Genomic DNA, 16,590 nt, shown 5'->3' with positions numbered 1-16,590 from the left:
GCCGCAAGGGCGAGCAGCTTCGCCGCGACGGCGCGCCCGCGCGAGGGGACCGCCGTGAGGTTGGCGAGGCGCCCGGCAGCGCGCTCCTCGTCCACGGCGAGCCCGCAGACGATGGCGGACATGAGCGGCATGAGGGCGCCGAGGAACTGGGCGTAGGCGTCCGCGCCCAGCGCCGGGTCCCATCGGGCTACGGAGAAGTACTCGCCGCAGGCAAGACCGGCTGCCAGGCCGCAGACGAGGTGCACCGCCGTGAGCGGGGAGCGCGCCAGGCGCAGGGCCTCGGAGAGCAGGGCCCGCGGGAGAGTCATGCGCGGCGTCGGGTCGGAGAGTCGTGCCATGGCCATCACCTCTCCTCGGAGCGCGCGAACCAGGCCGCGCCCGCCGCCGTGAGCGCGGCGAACGCGAGCGCGCAGACCGCAAGGCCCGCCAGTGTGAGCATGCCGTCCGCCGTGAGCGCCCCGCCGAGCGCCATGTCCGCCGCGAGTGGCTCGCCGCTCGGCAGCACGGGGATGAAGCTCGTGGGGATGACCATGCTCGCCGACGGCGGAAAGAGCTGCGGCAGCGGCATCAGCGACCAGGCGAACCCACCCATGAGCTGCGCAGCGAGCGGGCAGAAGATGCCCGCGAGCATGCCGAGCCGCGCCGTGAGGAAGAGCCCTGCGGGGATCATCCACGCCGCGGTCACCGTGTTGGCGAGCGCGCAGAGGAGCATCGTGAGCGTGCCCGCGGCCGTGAGGCCCTGCGAGGAGAACGCCGAGCCCGCGAGGTAGATGCCGAAGACCACGAGGTTCGAGAGCGTGCAGAGCGCGAGGCACCAGAGCGCCTTGGCCCACCAGGCGCGCCCGAGCGGGAAGCCCAGGCCTAGAAGCCCCCGCATCCGCGTGCGCGCGTCCGCCCGCGCGACGCACGCCACCACGAGCGAGAGAGCCACGGGCAGGAAGAGCGCGTACCAGTAGTTCCACGCGCTGAAGATCTGCACGCCCCGGTAGGGCATCGCGCCGAGCAGCGGCATCGGCAGCGCCATGAGCACGGCCAGGCGAACCGGTGCCGCGTGGCGCGACTTCAGGGCCTCGGCACGCAGGCCCGCGAGCAGGCCGCCTTTCTCGCCCGTCATGCCGCCACCTCCCCGCGCGCTCGTCGCCCCTCCCGGCAGACGCTCATGAAGAGTTCCTCGAGGTCCTGCCCGGGCCGAAGCGCATCCTCGTAGGCGAGGCGCCCCCCGTAGATGATGCCGATGGTGTCCGCCATCTGCTGCACCTCGGAGAGGATGTGGCTCGAGACGATCACCGTCGTGCCCGCCGCCGCGAAGCCGCGGATCTGGTCGCGCAGCTCCTCGATGCCGATGGGGTCGAGGCCGTTGGTGGGCTCGTCGAGCACGAGCAGGCGTGGCCGGGCGATCAGCGCCAGCGCGAGCCCCAGGCGCTGCCGCATGCCCATCGAGAAGCGCCCGGCGCGCTTCTTCCCGGTGTCCGCGAGGTCCACGGCGGCGAGCACCTCATCTACGCGGCTCTCGGGAAGGCCCAGCAGCGTGGTGCGCACGCGCAGGTTCTCGCGCGCGGTGAGGTTGGGGTAGAGCGGCGCCTCCTCGATGAGGCTGCCGATTGCGTAGAGGTCCTCGCGGCGCCAGGCGTGCCCGGCAAAGAGGATCTCCCCGGCCGTCGGCCGCAGCATCCCGCAGATCATCTTGAGCGTTGTCGACTTGCCGGCGCCGTTGGGGCCGAGCAGCCCGTACACCTCGCCCTCGCGGATATGAAGGCTCACGTCGGCCACGGCGTCCTGCGCCTGGTCGCCGCGGCCGAAGCGCTTGGTGAGCCCGCGCGTCTCGAGCATGTAACCCATGGGTTCGTCCTTTCTCTTCCGGGCGCGCGGGCCGAGTTGCCGTGCCCGCGCGCCTTGCCTTTCGGGTTCACCATCCATGGTGGGGCGCGTTTCTAACGAAGCCGTAACGGCCGTTGGGTTCTTTTGGCGCCAGCCCTTCTCGACCCGTACGCCACTCATGGTATGTTTATCGCGATAATATGGACGGAGGTGCCCGCGGCACGCAATAAGTGTGTTTGGCAATAGCAAAGTCGACATTTGGGGATGCTGACGTTTTTCCAACCCAAAACGTCCTATGCCGCAAGCCCGAGCGAGCGTCTGTATTGCGCCGGACTCATTCCTCCCAATGATAGCTTTATCCGATCCTTGTTGTACCACTCGATGTAGTCACAGAGCGCTTCTATGAAGCGACCGATGGACCAACCCTTCCAGTCGCGCCCGTAAAAGAACTCGAAGCTTTAGGCTTGTGAAAAACAAGAGGAACGGTGCAAATGGGAGAGGGGAATCTTGGGGAATTCGGCTCGACCTTCTCGCGCTTGTGCGCGCCGCTTATTATATATCTCGCGCTCTGCCGGCTATCCTGTCACAATGAGACTTGAAGAATATGATTCGACGAAGGAGCAGACATGCGCATCGCGCTCGTGATGGACGATATGCCCGTCCGCTCCAATGGCACATCCTCTACGGCGTTGCGCTATGCGGATGCCCTGCGTGAGCAAGGCCATGAGGTCATCTGCGTGGCCTTTGGCGCGGATGGCCCCGACAGCTTCGATGTGCCTGAGCATCACATCCCCGTCGTGACTCCGGTTGCCGAGGGGCTCGATTTCCACTTCGCGCAGCCTGACGAGGCGGTCTTCGATGAAGCATTCGCCGATGTTGACGTCATCCATATCTTCCTCCCCTTCGCCTTAGGCCAGGCGGCTCGCGATTGGGGGCGAGCCCACGGTGTGCCGGTGACGGCGGCATTCCGCTTGCAGCCGGAGAACGTCACCTACAACGCGAACCTGGGGGCAGCGCCCTTGGTTTGCGATGCCATCTACAGGCTGTTTCGCGACTGGCTCTACGGCGACATCCGCCATATCCATTGTCCGAGCCAGATGATCGCCAACCAGCTGCGTAAGCATGGCTACCGGAGCCAACTCCATGTCATATCCGATGGCGTGCCCAAGGCGTTCTGCCCGGGAGAGGGCGAGGGCTTCAATGATGGCCTTGTCCATATCGTCACCGTCGGTCGTCTCTCTCACGAGAAGGACCAGGCGACCATCATCCGCGCCATCGACCGTTGCTCCCATAGGGATCAGATCCGGCTGCATATCTGTGGCAAGGGCCCGCTTAAGCACGGACTTGAGCACGAAGGGAGCCGCCTGCCCCATCCTCCTATCTTCGAGTATCGGTCCATCGACGACCTGATCGCCCTGGAGCGAGCGTGTCCTTTGTACATCCATGCGTCGATTGCGGACATCGAGGCCATGAGCGTATTGGAGGCTCTCGCCTGCGGCTGCGTCCCGATCATCGCCGAGGCCGAGATGAGCGCGCCCTCTCAGTTCGCTCTCTGTAGGGAGAGCCTATTCGAAGCTGGTGACGACGAGCGCCTTGCCGAGCTCATTGACTGGTGGCTCGATCATCCCGAGAAGATCGCGGAATGGAGCCCGCGTTATGCTGCAGAGGGCATGGGCGATCATGTGGAAAAGTGCGCCGAACGCTTCGCTGCGATGCTGGAAGAGGCCATTGCCGACGACCTTTCAGCCTATGGGGAAGAAGTCCGAAGTTAGCCGCAGGCGCACTTCTCTGCGGAGCCTTGCAGTTCCCCCGTCTTTCTGTCGTCGCTAGCTTCGCTTGCCTTTCTTCCAGAGCCTAACCACAGCGGTAGTCCCGATCCCGATAATGGCAATGATCAAAACAACCAAGTAGAAATGCCACCACTCTGCTTCTGCTGTTTCCAAATTCGCTTCCACGATTTCGTATGACTCGCCAGATGCTAAAGGAACATAAGCGTCTTCAAACACGACGAGTGGCTGTGCGATTCGGGAGGTTCCATCAGAAGAGGTGATGAGCACTTGGTCACCCTCTTTCACTCCAGGAGCCTTCACCCAATTGACAAGCTCGAAAGCGTCCGGGGTATCGGGCTCGTACCCAGGCTGTTCAGTGCTCGATGTGCCGGAGCCCTGCGAGCCCTCAGGGGCAGTGCTCGATGTGCCGGAGCCCTGCGAGCCCTCGGGGGCGGGGCTCGATGTGCCGGAGCCCTGCGAGCCCTCGGAGGGCGAGCCATCAACACTAGGCCACTCCCAATGTCCGTAAGCAGATCCGTCATCGGTGAAGAACAGTACCAGCTTGTCGCCATCCTCCAGCGTGTAACCGGCCAAACCCACGCTAGGCGTCGTCCCGTTCACTGAATACAGCCAGCCGGAATTCGGGCCGCGACTCTTCTCTGCGAGCACGGTGCCGTCCGGTCCGGTGATGGAGCTCACATAGCTGCCTTTGTGCTGGTAGTTGCCCGCAGGAACCATCTGCTTGAACACATCCCATGCCGTTGTGCCTTCGGGCAACTGCTTGTATTTGCCTGAGTACAGAACGCGCGATCCGTCGGTCACAGCGAAGTTCACATCGACCGGTGCCCTACGCGCCATCGCCATAAGTGGGTTGCTCGTTCCGCGCACGAGTATCTCCGCGCTCACTTCCTGATTGTATAGAGCCGCGAGGTCCTTGTACTGCGCGTAGGTTATGGGATCTTCCGCGTAAAGCTTGCCGTACTTTCCGTATACCTTGTGGGAAAGCACACTTTTGATGGTGACCGCCTTCGGCTCGGCCTGGCGGGTCACCAGCAGGTTCTCGTGCGACACCACTTTCGCATTCGAGGACTTGAACAGACGCCACAGCTCCAGCTCTTCCCAGCCGTCCTGCGCCACGGGCACGATGCCCGTGTTCTTCTCTTGTGCGCTGTCGCGGACCCATACGAGCTCCCCGTTGTCGTCGGCGTATACCTCGAAAAACGGAGATAGGTTAACGGTGACCTCGTTTGCGGATGGGTTTGCACCTGCGTTGAGGCCGTCGAAGTAATGCTGCTTTGCCTGCTCCATGAGATCGAATTCCGAAGCGAGGTCGGAAAGCTCGATGGGCTTCACGCGGATGGTGAAATCCTTGGTCGCCTTGACGCCGGTGTCTTTGTCGGAAAGGGAAACGGAAAGCGTCACGAGGCCTTCCATGTTCGCGCTGCGGGCGAGGCTGCCCGTGCCCATGGGGCGAAGCACGGAGACTCGGGCGCTGTTGCGCACGTCGGGTACGGTCAATAGCGTGCCGTCGCTGCTTGCAAGCGTAACGGGGTAGTACTTGCCGTCCACGCCGAAATCGGCCGTCGTGGGAAGCTGGATGTCGTTCTCGACAGTGTAGATGCCGCCGGCATCGGGCTGAAGTCGTACGCCGGTGACGCTATCGCGCAGGCCTGCCTTGGCGAAGCCGGCGTCGAGCTTTGCCATAAGCTCGCTTTTGATCTGCTGTGCCCTTGCGCCGTCCAGCGAGTCGACATGCACGGGGAAGGTCTGCTCGACTGCGATCTCGGGTTCACCCATTGCCGTGCGCTGGAAGACGACCTTAGCGGTTAGCGTCACGTCCTTCGGCGTTTCTCCGCACTTCACCTTGCCGACGTACGGGGCGAACAGCGTGTCGGCCGTGCCCTGGTTCTCGCTGGATACGGAGATGACGGATGGGTCGGAGGAAGTCCATGTGATCTGAGCCCAAAGCTTTCCGCTTGCAACCTTGGGAAGTGAAAGGTCGGTGCTCACGTTGGTGGTGTCGCCAAGGTCGACCTGCGAGAGAACGTCTGCCGCCAGCATGGCTTTGACCTTCTGAGCGTTCCAATAGACGATGACGGGAACAGTCTTCTGAACGGTGGCTCCGGCTAAGGAAAGGTCGATAGTGATGCGGTAGGAGCCGAACCATTGCGCGCGGAAGCCGTCGGGGTCTGCGTAGAAGTAGGTGATGTTGCCTTCTTGGTCGATGGCGGAGCAGTTGTCGGTGCCGTTCGTCTTCTCGATGGATTTCAGGGCGACCGTGATATTCGGGTGCTCCGCATGGATCATATCGACGACGTTGGCGTCCTTGCCGAACTCGGGGTAGAGCGTCGAGAGTGATGAGGCTATCTCGTCAAGTGTCTTGTCGGTTGCGGGCGGAACGTCGGGGTTGGGCTCGTCAGGACTGGGGCCGGGCGTGGGATCAGGATCATCGGGATCGACGGGGCCGGGTGCCGTGCCGCCGATGATGACGCTATGAAGGTAGGCGGGGTCGTCCGACTGCACGCAGCTTTCTCTCTCGACTGTGCCCGTGCCCGCGCCTGATATGCGCGTGACATAGCCGCATGTTTTGATGGTGGATGAGCCGTAGAGGAAGTCGACGATGTCGCTTGCGGTGTCTGAGCCCGAAATGGTGCCGGTGCTGTAGCAGCGCTCGATACTTCCGTTGTTCTGCAGCTGGCCGCAGATGCCGCCTGCACGACTGGTTCCAGTCACGGAACCGGTGTTGTAGGAGTTCTCGATGGTGGTGTACTTCGCATACCCGACGATGCCTCCCGCAACGCCGCCCGACACGGAACCAGCATTGGAGCAGCTCGAGAACGAGGCGGACTGCGAGGCGCTGTTGCCAGCGTAGCCAACCAGACCGCCTGCGTAGGCTGTGCTTCCTTTGGCGCCTGTCGAGACGCTTCCTGAGAAGCTGCATCCGGTGAGCGAGCTCTGCTGCACTTTGCCTACGATACCGCCGACATAGGCTTTGGTGGAAGACACTGTGCCGCTCACATGAAGGTTCTTGATGGTGGCACCGTTGATACCGCCGAAGAAGCCAACGTTCGTAGTAGTACGATTCACGCTCAAGTTCGTGATGCTATGGCCGCAGCCATCGAACACACCGCTGAACGCTTCAGTGATATAGCCGCTTGATGGATAGAAGGGCTCCCACTCGCCAACGGAGATGTCAGACGTCATCTTCACGTGGACGCCAGGGTTGCCGTTCATGATGCCGCGTAGCAGCTCCAGGTCTTCCACGGAGCCGACGAGAAAGGGGTCAGCTTCCGTGCCACTGCCCGCAAGATCGTCCTGAGGCTGAATGAGCTCTTGAGCCTCGCTGACGCTTGTGGGCTCATCTTCGGCTTCAACCGATTCGTACGACTTCTCATCGGCGCCAGAGTCATCGAGCGCTCCGTCCACAGGCGAAATGGGCTGCTCCGGAGCGGCAGGAAGGGGAGGTTCCGTAGGCTCATCGGCCTCAGCAGAGCCTGCCACCTCATCTGGTGAAGCTGGTGCTCCAGTTGATTCAGAAAGGTTAGGAGAGGTTTCCGCAACCGTATCTTGTGCAAATACAGAGGTAGGCGTGAACGAGAAACAGAGCAGAAGGGACAAAAATGCGCAAACGAACTTAGAGCCGGACATGATCGGCACCTCTTTCCCAGGGCTATCGTGCGATGGAGAGGTGTTCCGACTTTGCCTCATCAAAGCAGCCACCGTGCCCGGCGAGGACGAAATGGCAATCTGGAGGATTACATCGCCCAAGATGCTGCTTTTCGGCGTTTACGGTTACTGGTATAGCGGAGGATTCTCACCTCCATTCCCACTCAGAGCTGCAGCATGTGCGGCAGCTCCGTACCCCCTGCATGCGGGCGCACTCCATCAATGCCAAAACAACAATCACATTATAGGCTATCGATTAAAGGGTGCGCTAGTATGAATATTATCCCAGGGCTACTCCAACACAGTAGTCGGAAGTGGCTTGTAAGCCTCGCTCTTGACGTCTTCGAGTACAGCTACACGCTCTCTCTCATCTCCGGCAAGCGCAAGATGGTGATCCTGTACTGCCTTATGGGGTACCAGCCGGTTAGGTTCAACGAGCTGAAGCGCTACCTCGGGAAGATCTCAGACAAGACGCTCCCCCAGAACCTCAAGGAGTTGGAAGGGGATGAGTTGGTCCGTCGCAAGGTGTATCCGCAGATCCCTCCCAAGGTCGAGCACTCGCTTCCGAATCAAAATAGACAATAAAAGAATTAAATATACTTAATGCTATATCAGATAGGAATGATAGAATTAAGCAGATTTAATTCTATCGAAAGGAACCCGGAATGATTCTGCGAACGCAATATCTCGAAAGGATTCGTCCGTTCTACGACTCTGAGTTGATTAAAGTCATTACCGGGGTGAGGCGTTGCGGCAAATCCGTCTTGCTGAGGCAAATAGCGGACGAAATCCGTGCGGAGCATTTCGATTCTACGGAACCGGACACGCTGGTGTTCGTCGATTTCGACGACTACGCTAATCGCGAACTCACCGATCCCGACAAACTCTACCGCTTCATCAAGCCGAAGCTCTCTGACGAGCGTAAAACCTACCTGCTTTTTGATGAGATTCAGAATGTGCGCGATTTCGAGCTCGTGGTTAATTCGTTCAATACGACCGACAACGTTAGCATCTTTTTGACGGGTTCAAACTCGAAGCTGCTATCGGGTGAGCTTGCAACGCGCTTGGGTGGTCGCACGGTGTCGTTCCATGTGATGCCGTTCAACTTCCGAGAGTTCTGCTGTTTCAAAGAAGGTCAACTTCATTCGGAGACTTCCGAAGGACATTTGGATGAATCGATGCTCTTGGATGAGTACCTGACATGGGGAGGCTTCCCCTTGGTATGCGGGCAGGAGCTGGCCGAGTCGCGGCGTGTGGTTCTCGACAATCTGTACAACTCCATCGTGCTCCGAGACATCATTCAGCGCAACAAGGTATCCTCCGCAACAACCCTTGAAAACGTGCTTGATTATCTGATTGCCAACTCGTCATCGACGGTGTCGGGCAACAACATCGCCGTCGAGCTAACCGACTCGGTTCGGAAGGTGTCCGCGCCAACGGTTTACGACCTCATTCGCTACATCGAAGAGGCCTACGTTGTGGGAAGAGCGGAGCGCTACGATATCCGCGGAAAGAAGAAACTGCGATTCGAGGCTAAAGAGTATGTGTGCGATCTCGGATTGTTCCATCTTCGGAAGAACCGAGTCAAAGATGAGTGGAACTGCGTCGTTGAGACGGTAGTCTACAACGAGCTGATCTCGCGCGGTATGCAAGTGTATGTGGGAAAGCTGCACAAGAGCGAGATAGATTTCGTTGTTGAAAGAGACGGGCGCCGTTGCTACGTTCAGGTCGCCTACGTGATGGCCAGTGAGGCAACGATTGAACGCGAGTTCGGAGCGCTGGAGGCCATCGGTGATAGCTACCCCAAGTACGTGGTCTCGATGGATCCTGTTGTCGCGAGCAGGAATGGTATCACCCATGTGAGACTGATTGATTTTCTGCGTGACGAATCATTGCTCCGCTTGGGCTGAGGTCGCTGCCGGTCGCTGTGTCTCGCAAGCGCCATGGTAGGGCCGCTCTTCCGAGGGGCGCTTCGTTGTGGTTTCCCCGCGGCTGTGCATCGATACGCTACTTGATTTGATGTCTTGGACGAGAGATGATGTCTTGGACGTTCTGGAAAGTCATTCTACCAGGGAGCGTGAAATGATTCTTCGGGAATGCAACCATCCGGCGGCGCCAGCTCATGAGATCCGTGACTCGAAAGCCCTCAGGGCTATCGTGTACGGGGCCGCTGTGGGCGATGCGCTTGGGGTGCCCTACGAGTGCATGGAGCGCGGCACCTTCGCATGCGAGGGTATGGTCGGCGGGGGAGCGCACGGGATGCCTGCGGGCACGTTCTCGGACGACACGTCGCTGCTACTTGCGACCTGCGACAGCGTCGGGGCTTGCGGCGGCATCGATGTCGACGACATGCGCCGCCGCTTCAGGGCGTGGCTCTACGAGGGCACGTACACCGCTGACGGTCGCGCCTTCGGGGTCGGCAACGCCACCGCCACCGCGCTCCTCCAGGGGTTCGGCTGTGACGGCGAGCGCTCCAACGGCAACGGGTCTCTCATGCGCATCGCGCCGCTGGCCCTTACGGACGCGACCGACAACGAGGTCAGGGCGGTGTCGGCCATCACGCACGCCCATCCGATATCCACGGAGTCCTGCGTTTTCTTCGTGCGCGTTCTAAGGGACGCGCTGGAAGGGGAGGGGCTGGAAGAGGCCATCGGGCGCAACATCCCCGGCGACGAGCGCTTCGCTTTCCTGGACGGCATCCAGAAGCTGCCCCGCGACGAGATACGCTCGACGGGCTACGTCCTGGACACCTTGGGCGCCGCGCTCTGGTGCGCGTGCAACACCGGCAGCTACGAGGAATGCGTGACGGAGGCGGTGAACCTGGGCGGCGACTCCGACACCACCGCCTGCGTCGCCGGTGCGCTGGTAGCCGCCCTCTACGGCTACGATTCTATTCCCCGGCAATGGCTGGGCCAGCTCCGCGGGAAAGAGGTTATCGAGCGGTGTCTCACGTAAGTTTCGCGTCCGCGCAGCCGACGGCGCTTCTCTTCCTACTTGCTTTCCTCCATGATGCGCTGGTGGATCTTCGTGTCGGTGTAGATCTGGTCCTTCAACGAGTTCAGCTTCAGCTTGCGGATGCAGTGGAGCTGGTAGGCCACAAGCGTCATGTTCGACGCGAGCGCACCAAGAGCGCCATGGAGTTCTTCTCTGAAGTGTACTCAGTTGCGTGTACTCACTCGAATTTCAGAGTATCAGAAAGTCCAACCCATGCTGGGTTTTCTGATGGCGGTGAATTCAACCCCTGAAGCTCGTTGGCAAATAGAGGAAATATGCGAGTACAAAATGATGCTGTTCGGCTTCTGCTCCTGCTGAAACTCTAAGGATTTGATAGAATTGTCCAGACGAGTAGAGATGTATTTGACGCCAAACTTCTCTCGGTTCCGGGGAGTGAGAGCAGGGTGTTCGTTCTAGCACGAGGGGTTAAACGAACTATGAAGAAGAGAATCGATCCTCCAATATATGGCGTTCTAACGCGGTTCTCCATGGAGAACCGGTACATTCAGGAAGGTATGCACTTTTGTTTTGACGGGAAGACCCTTACCGTTTATTTCGACAATCGTCTGGATCCGACTCAATTGATGGAAGCTCTATTCTCTGATGCGAGTGAAACGACGAATGAGATCAAGGGAATCGTGGAGGGTCGTGTTAAGCCGTCGGATGAGTATGCGGCCTTTCATATTTCGTGCCGATCGGTAATTAGAGAACATAGTGTAGCTTTGGGAGTTGTCGCTTATTGGATTCTGTACGGCGAAGTAGGGTTGGGCGATATTGGCCGAATGCGGTTTGAAGGCGAGTGTGTCGACTCTTTCTGCCCGATGACAAACCTTGAGACGGATATTTCCAAAGGTCGCTATGTCGTTACAGCGACAACATGCGAAGAGAACGTCATCGATCTTGGGACAGCGACAATCGCTGGCAAAAGCGTCGCGATTTCGGCCGAGGCCTTCTGGGTCTATGATTTTCGCCGTAACATACAATTCAAATCTTGTATAAGCGTAGATAACGATGCGTTGGACTATGATCGAATGAAGCGTATCTACATCTCAGTGGCTTCTGCGCTGAGATTTTGCTTGGGCAGGGGAAACGTAGACTTCGAAGTGAGCCTTTGTCGCGATACTTCCGAGGGGTGGGAAACGGCCGGAGAGTTCACGGCGCTCCATGGAAAAACGTACGTTCCCGATGAGTATGACAGGAGAGACGTCGCGTTTGTCAGAGCACATAATATCGGAAATCACTTCAGCGCGCTCGTTTCTGCGTTCGACAGCGAAATGCTTGAGGGGAAGGCCCTGTCTGAAAGCAGAGAGGACTCGCAATTGATTACTCTTCCAAAGGTAATCGAACTGACGTCCTCTTTCGAGCATGAATTTCGGGAAGTATTCCCCGAAGGCATAAAGCATGGGGTGGGTACTCAAAGAGTATACGATAGGGCGAGAAAGGCGATATTGGATGCGGCCGAAGAGTTGCCGAGCGATTCTAAACGTATATTAAAAAGATTAAGCGATAGGGTGGAAGACGATAGCTTGGAGGCGCGCATCCGGTATGCATGCAAAAAACTACCTCAGACGGTTTGCGATGTCATCTTCGAGAAAAGCTCTGTCAACGGGAAGAATGCTCGACTCGGCAAAAAGATAACCACGATGCGTAATGATATAGCGCATGGAAATAAGCCTCGCTATGATTTGGGAGACATAAGAGAAGAATATAAACTGCTGATCAATCTCGTCTTTATCATGCGTCTGCTACGGGTTGGGATTCCTGACGGTGATGCAGTGCGCTTGTTAAAGGCGATGAGTTAGCGCAAACTAGAAATTTTGGGTGAATGATCTAGTGTTGTTCGACGCGGCACTAACAAGAGCGTGAAAGAGCGTGGTCAGTCGCATTGGCGTACGGGGTTCGGTAAAACGATTCGTCTCTCGTCGGCCACTTGCCATGCAGCTTAAAGGTGTCATTAGCTCGTTTGACGCTTTCTAACGACAAAATTTCATGATAAAGTGTCGTTAGAATACTATACAAGACTTTAATAGCTTTAAAGTGTCGTTAGGATGCACTATGAAAATAGAGAACAACGGGCAGGGCTTTCTCAGGAAAAACCTTACAGGAGAGCTGGAGTACTCTTCATTCGTGCCAACCCCGCTATCGAACGTGGCCGCCCTGGAGCTTAGCTCCGACACTGTAAAGTTGCTCAGCGCTTGCTCGAGGAAGATTGGCGAGCTTGAAGGTATGGTCAGATTTGTTCCGAATGCTTCGATGTATCTGGCGATGTACGTTCGCAAGGAAGCCTTGCTGTCGGCGCAAATTGAGGGAACGCAGTGCACGTTTGACGATATTCTCGACCCGTCCAATGTCGGACTTACTCGCAAAGATGTGTCCGACGTGGTCGCCTACGTTAAGGCGACTGAGTATGCGGTGAAAAGGATGCGGACGCTTCCCCTTTGCGCGCGTCTTCTTAAGGAGACGCATGAAGTGCTGCTTGAGGGGACGCGCGGACAGGAAAAGGATCCCGGACAGATGAGAGTCTCTCAAAACTGGATAGGTCCAGCTGGCTGCACTCTGCGCGATGCATCGTTCGTTCCTCCAAACGTCGACGATATGGCCGATGCTCTTTCAGAAATGGAGGCATTCGTAAACAACGAGCATGGAATTGACCCTATTGTGAAAGCGGCGCTCGTTCATTATCAGTTTGAGACGATCCATCCGTTTCTCGATGGCAACGGAAGAATCGGAAGGCTCCTGATAACGCTCTCGCTAATGAACGATGGCGTTCTGAGCGGTGCGGTGTTCTATCCTTCCTACCAGCTGAAGCTGCGGCGAAGCGAGTACTACGCCATGCTAACCAAGGTGCGCGAGTGCGGCGCCTACACAGAATGGGTCGAATTCTTCTGCGACTGCTTGCTGGCAAGCGCCGAGGATGCGGTTAGGGCGATGGAGCTGCTTGTCAACCTGAGGAACAAAAACGCATCCCTCATCAACGAGGAAATGGGACGGTCGGCCGGCAACGGCCAAAGACTTTTGGAGCTGATTGAGGGCAATCCGATTGTCGATGTGAACTTCGTGGCAGAGCAACTCGAGATTTCAAGGACAACTGCGGTGAAATTGGTGAAGGCTTTCTGCGACCTGGGCATATTGGCACAGCTTGAGGCTAACAAGCAGCGATATCGGGTCTATCTGTACGAAGATTATCTCGCCATTCTTCGGCGCGGGGGAGATCCGTTGTAGACGCCGTGGAGGGAAGCGCCTTATTCGCGGGGCGTTGCGCCTGCCAAGCGCCTGACGGTCTACATGCGTCGTTAGCTCAGTTGCCAATCCTCTAACGATACTTTATCTCGGTAATCTTTCCTTAGATGATGGCCAGGGGCTGTAGCGACTTTAACCTGTCGTTAGAAAAGTCCGAGCCGACAGCTGCGGCTGCCGGCTCGGGCGAAAACACAGGGTATGCCGGGGGGCGGATGGTATTCCTACTTGTTCTCCTCCACGATGCGCTGGTAGGCCTTCGTGTCGGCGTAGATCTGGTCCTTCAGCGGGTTCAGCTTCAGCTTGCGGATGCGGTGGAACTGGTAGACCGCAAGCGCCGCGTTCGACGCGAGCGCGAGCAGGCTTACCACGAAGAACGCCGTGGGGTTGTGCGTGGTCGGAATGGGGGCGAGCACGTCGGCGAACTGGGGCACCGTCATCACGAACATAATCCAGAGGGCCAGCGTCTGCGCCCGGTGCTGCAGCCACGCGCCGCGCTTGATGAAGAACGTCGGGATGGTGCACGCCAGAAGCAGCGCCAGGCCGCAGTAGGCGGAGTGGTCCGAGATGCAGTTGTAGGTGTAGGCGAAGTTCCAAAGATCGTAGGCGATGACCCAGGCCCAGATCATGTCCGGCCAGATCATGTCCTTCGAGGGGTCCTTCGAGATGAAAATGCCGAACCAGCCGCAGATCGTAATGATGTTCAAGATGCCCGCGATGCCGTTCATGATATTCCACGGGCCCGAAATGGTCCAGAGGTTCTCGACGACGCCGCCCTCCCACAGCGCGAAGCCGAACACCTGGAAGTCGCGGATGACCGCCTCGGCGATGTTGATTGCCAGAATGAGCGGTGGGAAGCAGAGCGCCCAGCGCTTCTCGTAGAGGTAGTGGGTCTTGCCGTCCGCGCCGCGCCATTTCACGAAGCGTAGCGCTATGAACCCGAGGCATCCGGCCAGCGCAGAATAGGTTTTCACCCAGTTGAACCAGGTGCCCGTGCCGTATTCGTTGCCGGGCGCGGCGGTTTCGGGCCACACGAAGAGCGTGAGTGCAATCGGCACGAGGGCGAACAGAACGAGCCCGCACCACAGCTTGACGCGGCCCAGCTCGTTAAAGGCCATCAAAGCGAAGAGAACGAAAAGCCAGATGACCCAATAGATCGGATCGGCTGCCTGGTAGAGGATGCCCATGAGGTCTCCTTTCGTCGTGCCTCCGCGTGCCTTGCGAGCGGGGATGCGGCTTGCGGTGCGTTCTTACGCGAACCGATTTGCTTGGAGTCTAGCAAATGCCCGAACTGCGATATTTCACAAAATGCTATGATTTGTGAAGGACATTTTGAAGAGGAGGGGCGGGGCAAGCCAAAGGATGGCCATCAAGCGCGATTACGGGAAGATGACGCCGCTGCAGGCAGCTGGTTGCTTGCGGGAAAGGCGTCGCGACCTGGCGGAGTCGCGGCGACTGACCGACACGCCAGGCGCGATTGTGGCCGCAGCGCGCAAGCTCTTCGAGCGGCAGGGGGTGCGGGCGACGTCCGTTGCGTCCATTGCGCGGGAGGCGAATGTCACGCGCGAGCTCGTCTACTACCACTTCGCGAACCGCAATGGCGTGATCGAGGCGGTCATCGACGACTACGTGGAAGATTTGGTCGAAAGCGTGATCGTGTGGAACGAGGCGAGAATCTTCGGCGACACGCCCGGGTCGCTGAAGAAGTGCATCCGGACGTTTCGGTACTCGCTCTACGACGGGGCGGGAAGGCCGCGCCCGATGATAGCCGTGCTCGAGGAGCTGGGCGTGAGGGACGCCTTCGATGTGCGCGCCACGCGCGAGGCGGCGGACTGCCTGGCGAATCATATCGCGAAGGAATACGCAGCCTATCATCAGGTCGAAATCGAGCTCGTGCATGAAATGTTCTGCGTCGTGATTTTCGGTTTGGTGGGTCTGATGAAGGTGAACCCCCAGATAGAAGACGACGTCCTCATGAAGGTGGTAGAGCAAACCCTCCGCCTCGACATGGTGCCGATCGAGCCGGGGGAGGGGTGAGATGAGCGATGTTTGGGGCGGGAGCCTGCCGATTCTGTACGGCAGAAGCACTGCAACTGGCGAGCTCGTTCATGTGGACGATGCTCCAAATGGAAAGGCGTGCGGGTGCGTGTGCTCGGTTGGGTTCATTTAGGGGATTAGGTAAAACTTCGCGCGCATGGCTTGTCGGTTAAATGATGCCAACTAAATGCACGTAGATAACCGCTGCGGTATCGAGAGCGGTGAGGAACGGCGAGCCCCAAGTAAAGTACCACTTTGTCGTCTTGTGACGGACGGTGTGCATGGCGACAAGTCCGCCTGCGGAGCCGCCGATCAGACAGAGCGCGAGCAGGCGCGCTTCCGGAAGACGCCGGCTGGGGTCGTTGCCGTTCTTGGCAACGTGCTTGTCCCAGACGAAGGCGATAAAAGTCACGATGTTCACCACGGCCAGGTAGGTGGCCAACACCCCGAGCTTGCCCGTATCCCATCCCGAGAGCGGGCCGTCAATGCCCATGCCCGGCGAGAGCAGCCCGAATTTTGCGGCAGCGACAAGTCCCCAAACGATAAGGCAAACGATGGCGAGGAACCACCAGGCGATGTTGTCCTTGTTCATGCGGTGCCCTCGGCCGAGACCGCCCAGAAGAAACAACGCGAGCAACATCCCGGCTGCTCCACCTGCAATGGGGAATATATCAAGGATAAGCGAGTTTGCAGCCATGTTGTCCAGAGCGGGAAACTTCAGACAAAGAAGATAATCGATGGAAAAGACAACGAACGTCGCCGCATTGATCGCGATCAGGTGAATGAGAAATGGCTCCAATGGTGCCCCTTGCGGTTTTTTGCTTGGATGCCCGTTGCCATAGCGCAGCAATTGCGTTATCGCACTCCCGCACCAACTGCATGATGACAAAACATGTCCCGTGCTGACTCGTTGGCATGCGACATGTTTCGGTACACTTTTTGGATAACGTACAATCTCTTGCGCACTTTGACAGCAGCATAGTCTAGATACCAAAAGACACGGCTCCGGCCTTCGGTATGATTTGAGTGTCGAATTCAATCATGCTAGGAGGCTGAGCCATGTCCGATC

The 16,590-nt window shown here is 58.4% G+C and carries 12 protein-coding genes, 2 pseudogenes and 1 riboswitch; of the genes and pseudogenes, 7 read left to right on the top strand and 7 right to left on the bottom strand.

The features are described from left to right. The 4 genes and pseudogenes from F8D48_RS10340 to F8D48_RS10325 form a co-directional block, all read right to left on the bottom strand. Positions 1-344, bottom strand: a pseudogene (locus tag F8D48_RS10340) (lantibiotic ABC transporter permease); the annotation flags it as partial. After that, complete coding sequence (locus F8D48_RS10335; protein WP_150838821.1) at positions 344-1,114, bottom strand: ABC-2 family transporter permease; 771 nt, start codon at positions 1,112-1,114, stop codon at positions 344-346. The pseudogene F8D48_RS10340 and the gene F8D48_RS10335, both read right to left, overlap by 1 nt. Beyond that, a complete protein-coding gene (locus tag F8D48_RS10330) occupies positions 1,111-1,839 on the bottom strand; it encodes a lantibiotic protection ABC transporter ATP-binding protein (protein ID WP_035136943.1) in 729 nt (242 codons plus the stop codon). Before F8D48_RS10330 ends, F8D48_RS10335 begins: the two co-directional genes overlap by 4 nt. A 272-nt stretch (positions 1,840-2,111) precedes the next feature. Next, positions 2,112-2,270 (bottom strand): annotated as a pseudogene (locus tag F8D48_RS10325) (IS3 family transposase); the annotation flags it as partial. Positions 2,271-2,444: 174 nt separating this feature from the next. Between F8D48_RS10325 and F8D48_RS10320 the strand changes: the two are divergent. Then, positions 2,445-3,590 (top strand): glycosyltransferase, encoded by a 1,146-nt coding sequence (locus tag F8D48_RS10320; RefSeq protein ID WP_151431841.1) that lies wholly within the window; start codon positions 2,445-2,447, stop codon positions 3,588-3,590. A 54-nt stretch (positions 3,591-3,644) separates the two neighbouring features. Here the strand turns inward: F8D48_RS10320 and F8D48_RS10315 are convergent, their stop codons facing one another. Further along, positions 3,645-7,355, bottom strand: coding sequence for a GLUG motif-containing protein (locus tag F8D48_RS10315; protein ID WP_476930994.1), 3,711 nt, complete (start codon positions 7,353-7,355; stop codon positions 3,645-3,647). 1 nt (position 7,356) lies between these two features. Continuing rightward, positions 7,357-7,432: riboswitch (adenosylcobalamin-variant (AdoCbl-variant) riboswitch) on the bottom strand. A 94-nt stretch (positions 7,433-7,526) separates the two neighbouring features. Here F8D48_RS10315 and F8D48_RS10310 point away from each other — a divergent pair. From F8D48_RS10310 to F8D48_RS10290, 5 genes are all read left to right on the top strand, one after another. Beyond that, positions 7,527-7,838 (top strand): winged helix-turn-helix transcriptional regulator, encoded by a 312-nt coding sequence (locus F8D48_RS10310; RefSeq protein ID WP_151431836.1) that lies wholly within the window; start codon positions 7,527-7,529, stop codon positions 7,836-7,838. Between the two features lie 80 nt (positions 7,839-7,918). Then, entirely contained in the window at positions 7,919-9,163 is a 1,245-nt protein-coding gene (locus tag F8D48_RS10305) for an ATP-binding protein (protein WP_151431834.1), read from the top strand. 172 nt (positions 9,164-9,335) lie between these two features. Then, complete coding sequence (locus F8D48_RS10300) at positions 9,336-10,208, top strand: ADP-ribosylglycohydrolase family protein (RefSeq protein WP_151431832.1); 873 nt, start codon at positions 9,336-9,338, stop codon at positions 10,206-10,208. Between the two features lie 476 nt (positions 10,209-10,684). Continuing rightward, complete coding sequence (locus F8D48_RS10295; protein ID WP_151431830.1) at positions 10,685-12,049, top strand: HEPN domain-containing protein; 1,365 nt, start codon at positions 10,685-10,687, stop codon at positions 12,047-12,049. A 253-nt stretch (positions 12,050-12,302) separates the two neighbouring features. Further along, the gene (locus tag F8D48_RS10290) at positions 12,303-13,469 is read left to right on the top strand and encodes a Fic family protein (protein ID WP_151431828.1); all 1,167 of its coding nucleotides are present in this window, start codon (positions 12,303-12,305) and stop codon (positions 13,467-13,469) included. A 239-nt stretch (positions 13,470-13,708) separates the two neighbouring features. On the opposite strand, the gene F8D48_RS10285 is transcribed toward F8D48_RS10290, so the two are convergent. Next, positions 13,709-14,671 (bottom strand): DUF5692 family protein, encoded by a 963-nt coding sequence (locus F8D48_RS10285; RefSeq protein WP_151431826.1) that lies wholly within the window; start codon positions 14,669-14,671, stop codon positions 13,709-13,711. Positions 14,672-14,846: 175 nt separating this feature from the next. On the opposite strand from F8D48_RS10285, the gene F8D48_RS10280 reads away from it, so the two are divergent. Beyond that, entirely contained in the window at positions 14,847-15,521 is a 675-nt protein-coding gene (locus F8D48_RS10280) for a TetR/AcrR family transcriptional regulator (protein WP_151431824.1), read from the top strand. 169 nt (positions 15,522-15,690) lie between these two features. Here the strand turns inward: F8D48_RS10280 and F8D48_RS10275 are convergent, their stop codons facing one another. After that, positions 15,691-16,320: a DUF1294 domain-containing protein gene (locus tag F8D48_RS10275; RefSeq protein ID WP_151431821.1), complete on the bottom strand. Its 630-nt coding sequence runs from the start codon at positions 16,318-16,320 to the stop codon at positions 15,691-15,693. Between the last annotated feature and the right edge of the window lie 270 nt (positions 16,321-16,590).

Source organism: Adlercreutzia muris (assembly GCF_008831045.1).
In the GTDB taxonomy this organism is placed as follows: Bacteria; Actinomycetota; Coriobacteriia; order Coriobacteriales; family Eggerthellaceae; genus Adlercreutzia; species Adlercreutzia muris.
The sequence above is the reverse complement of the archived record's forward strand: the minus strand, read 5'-3'. Positions and strand labels throughout refer to the sequence as shown.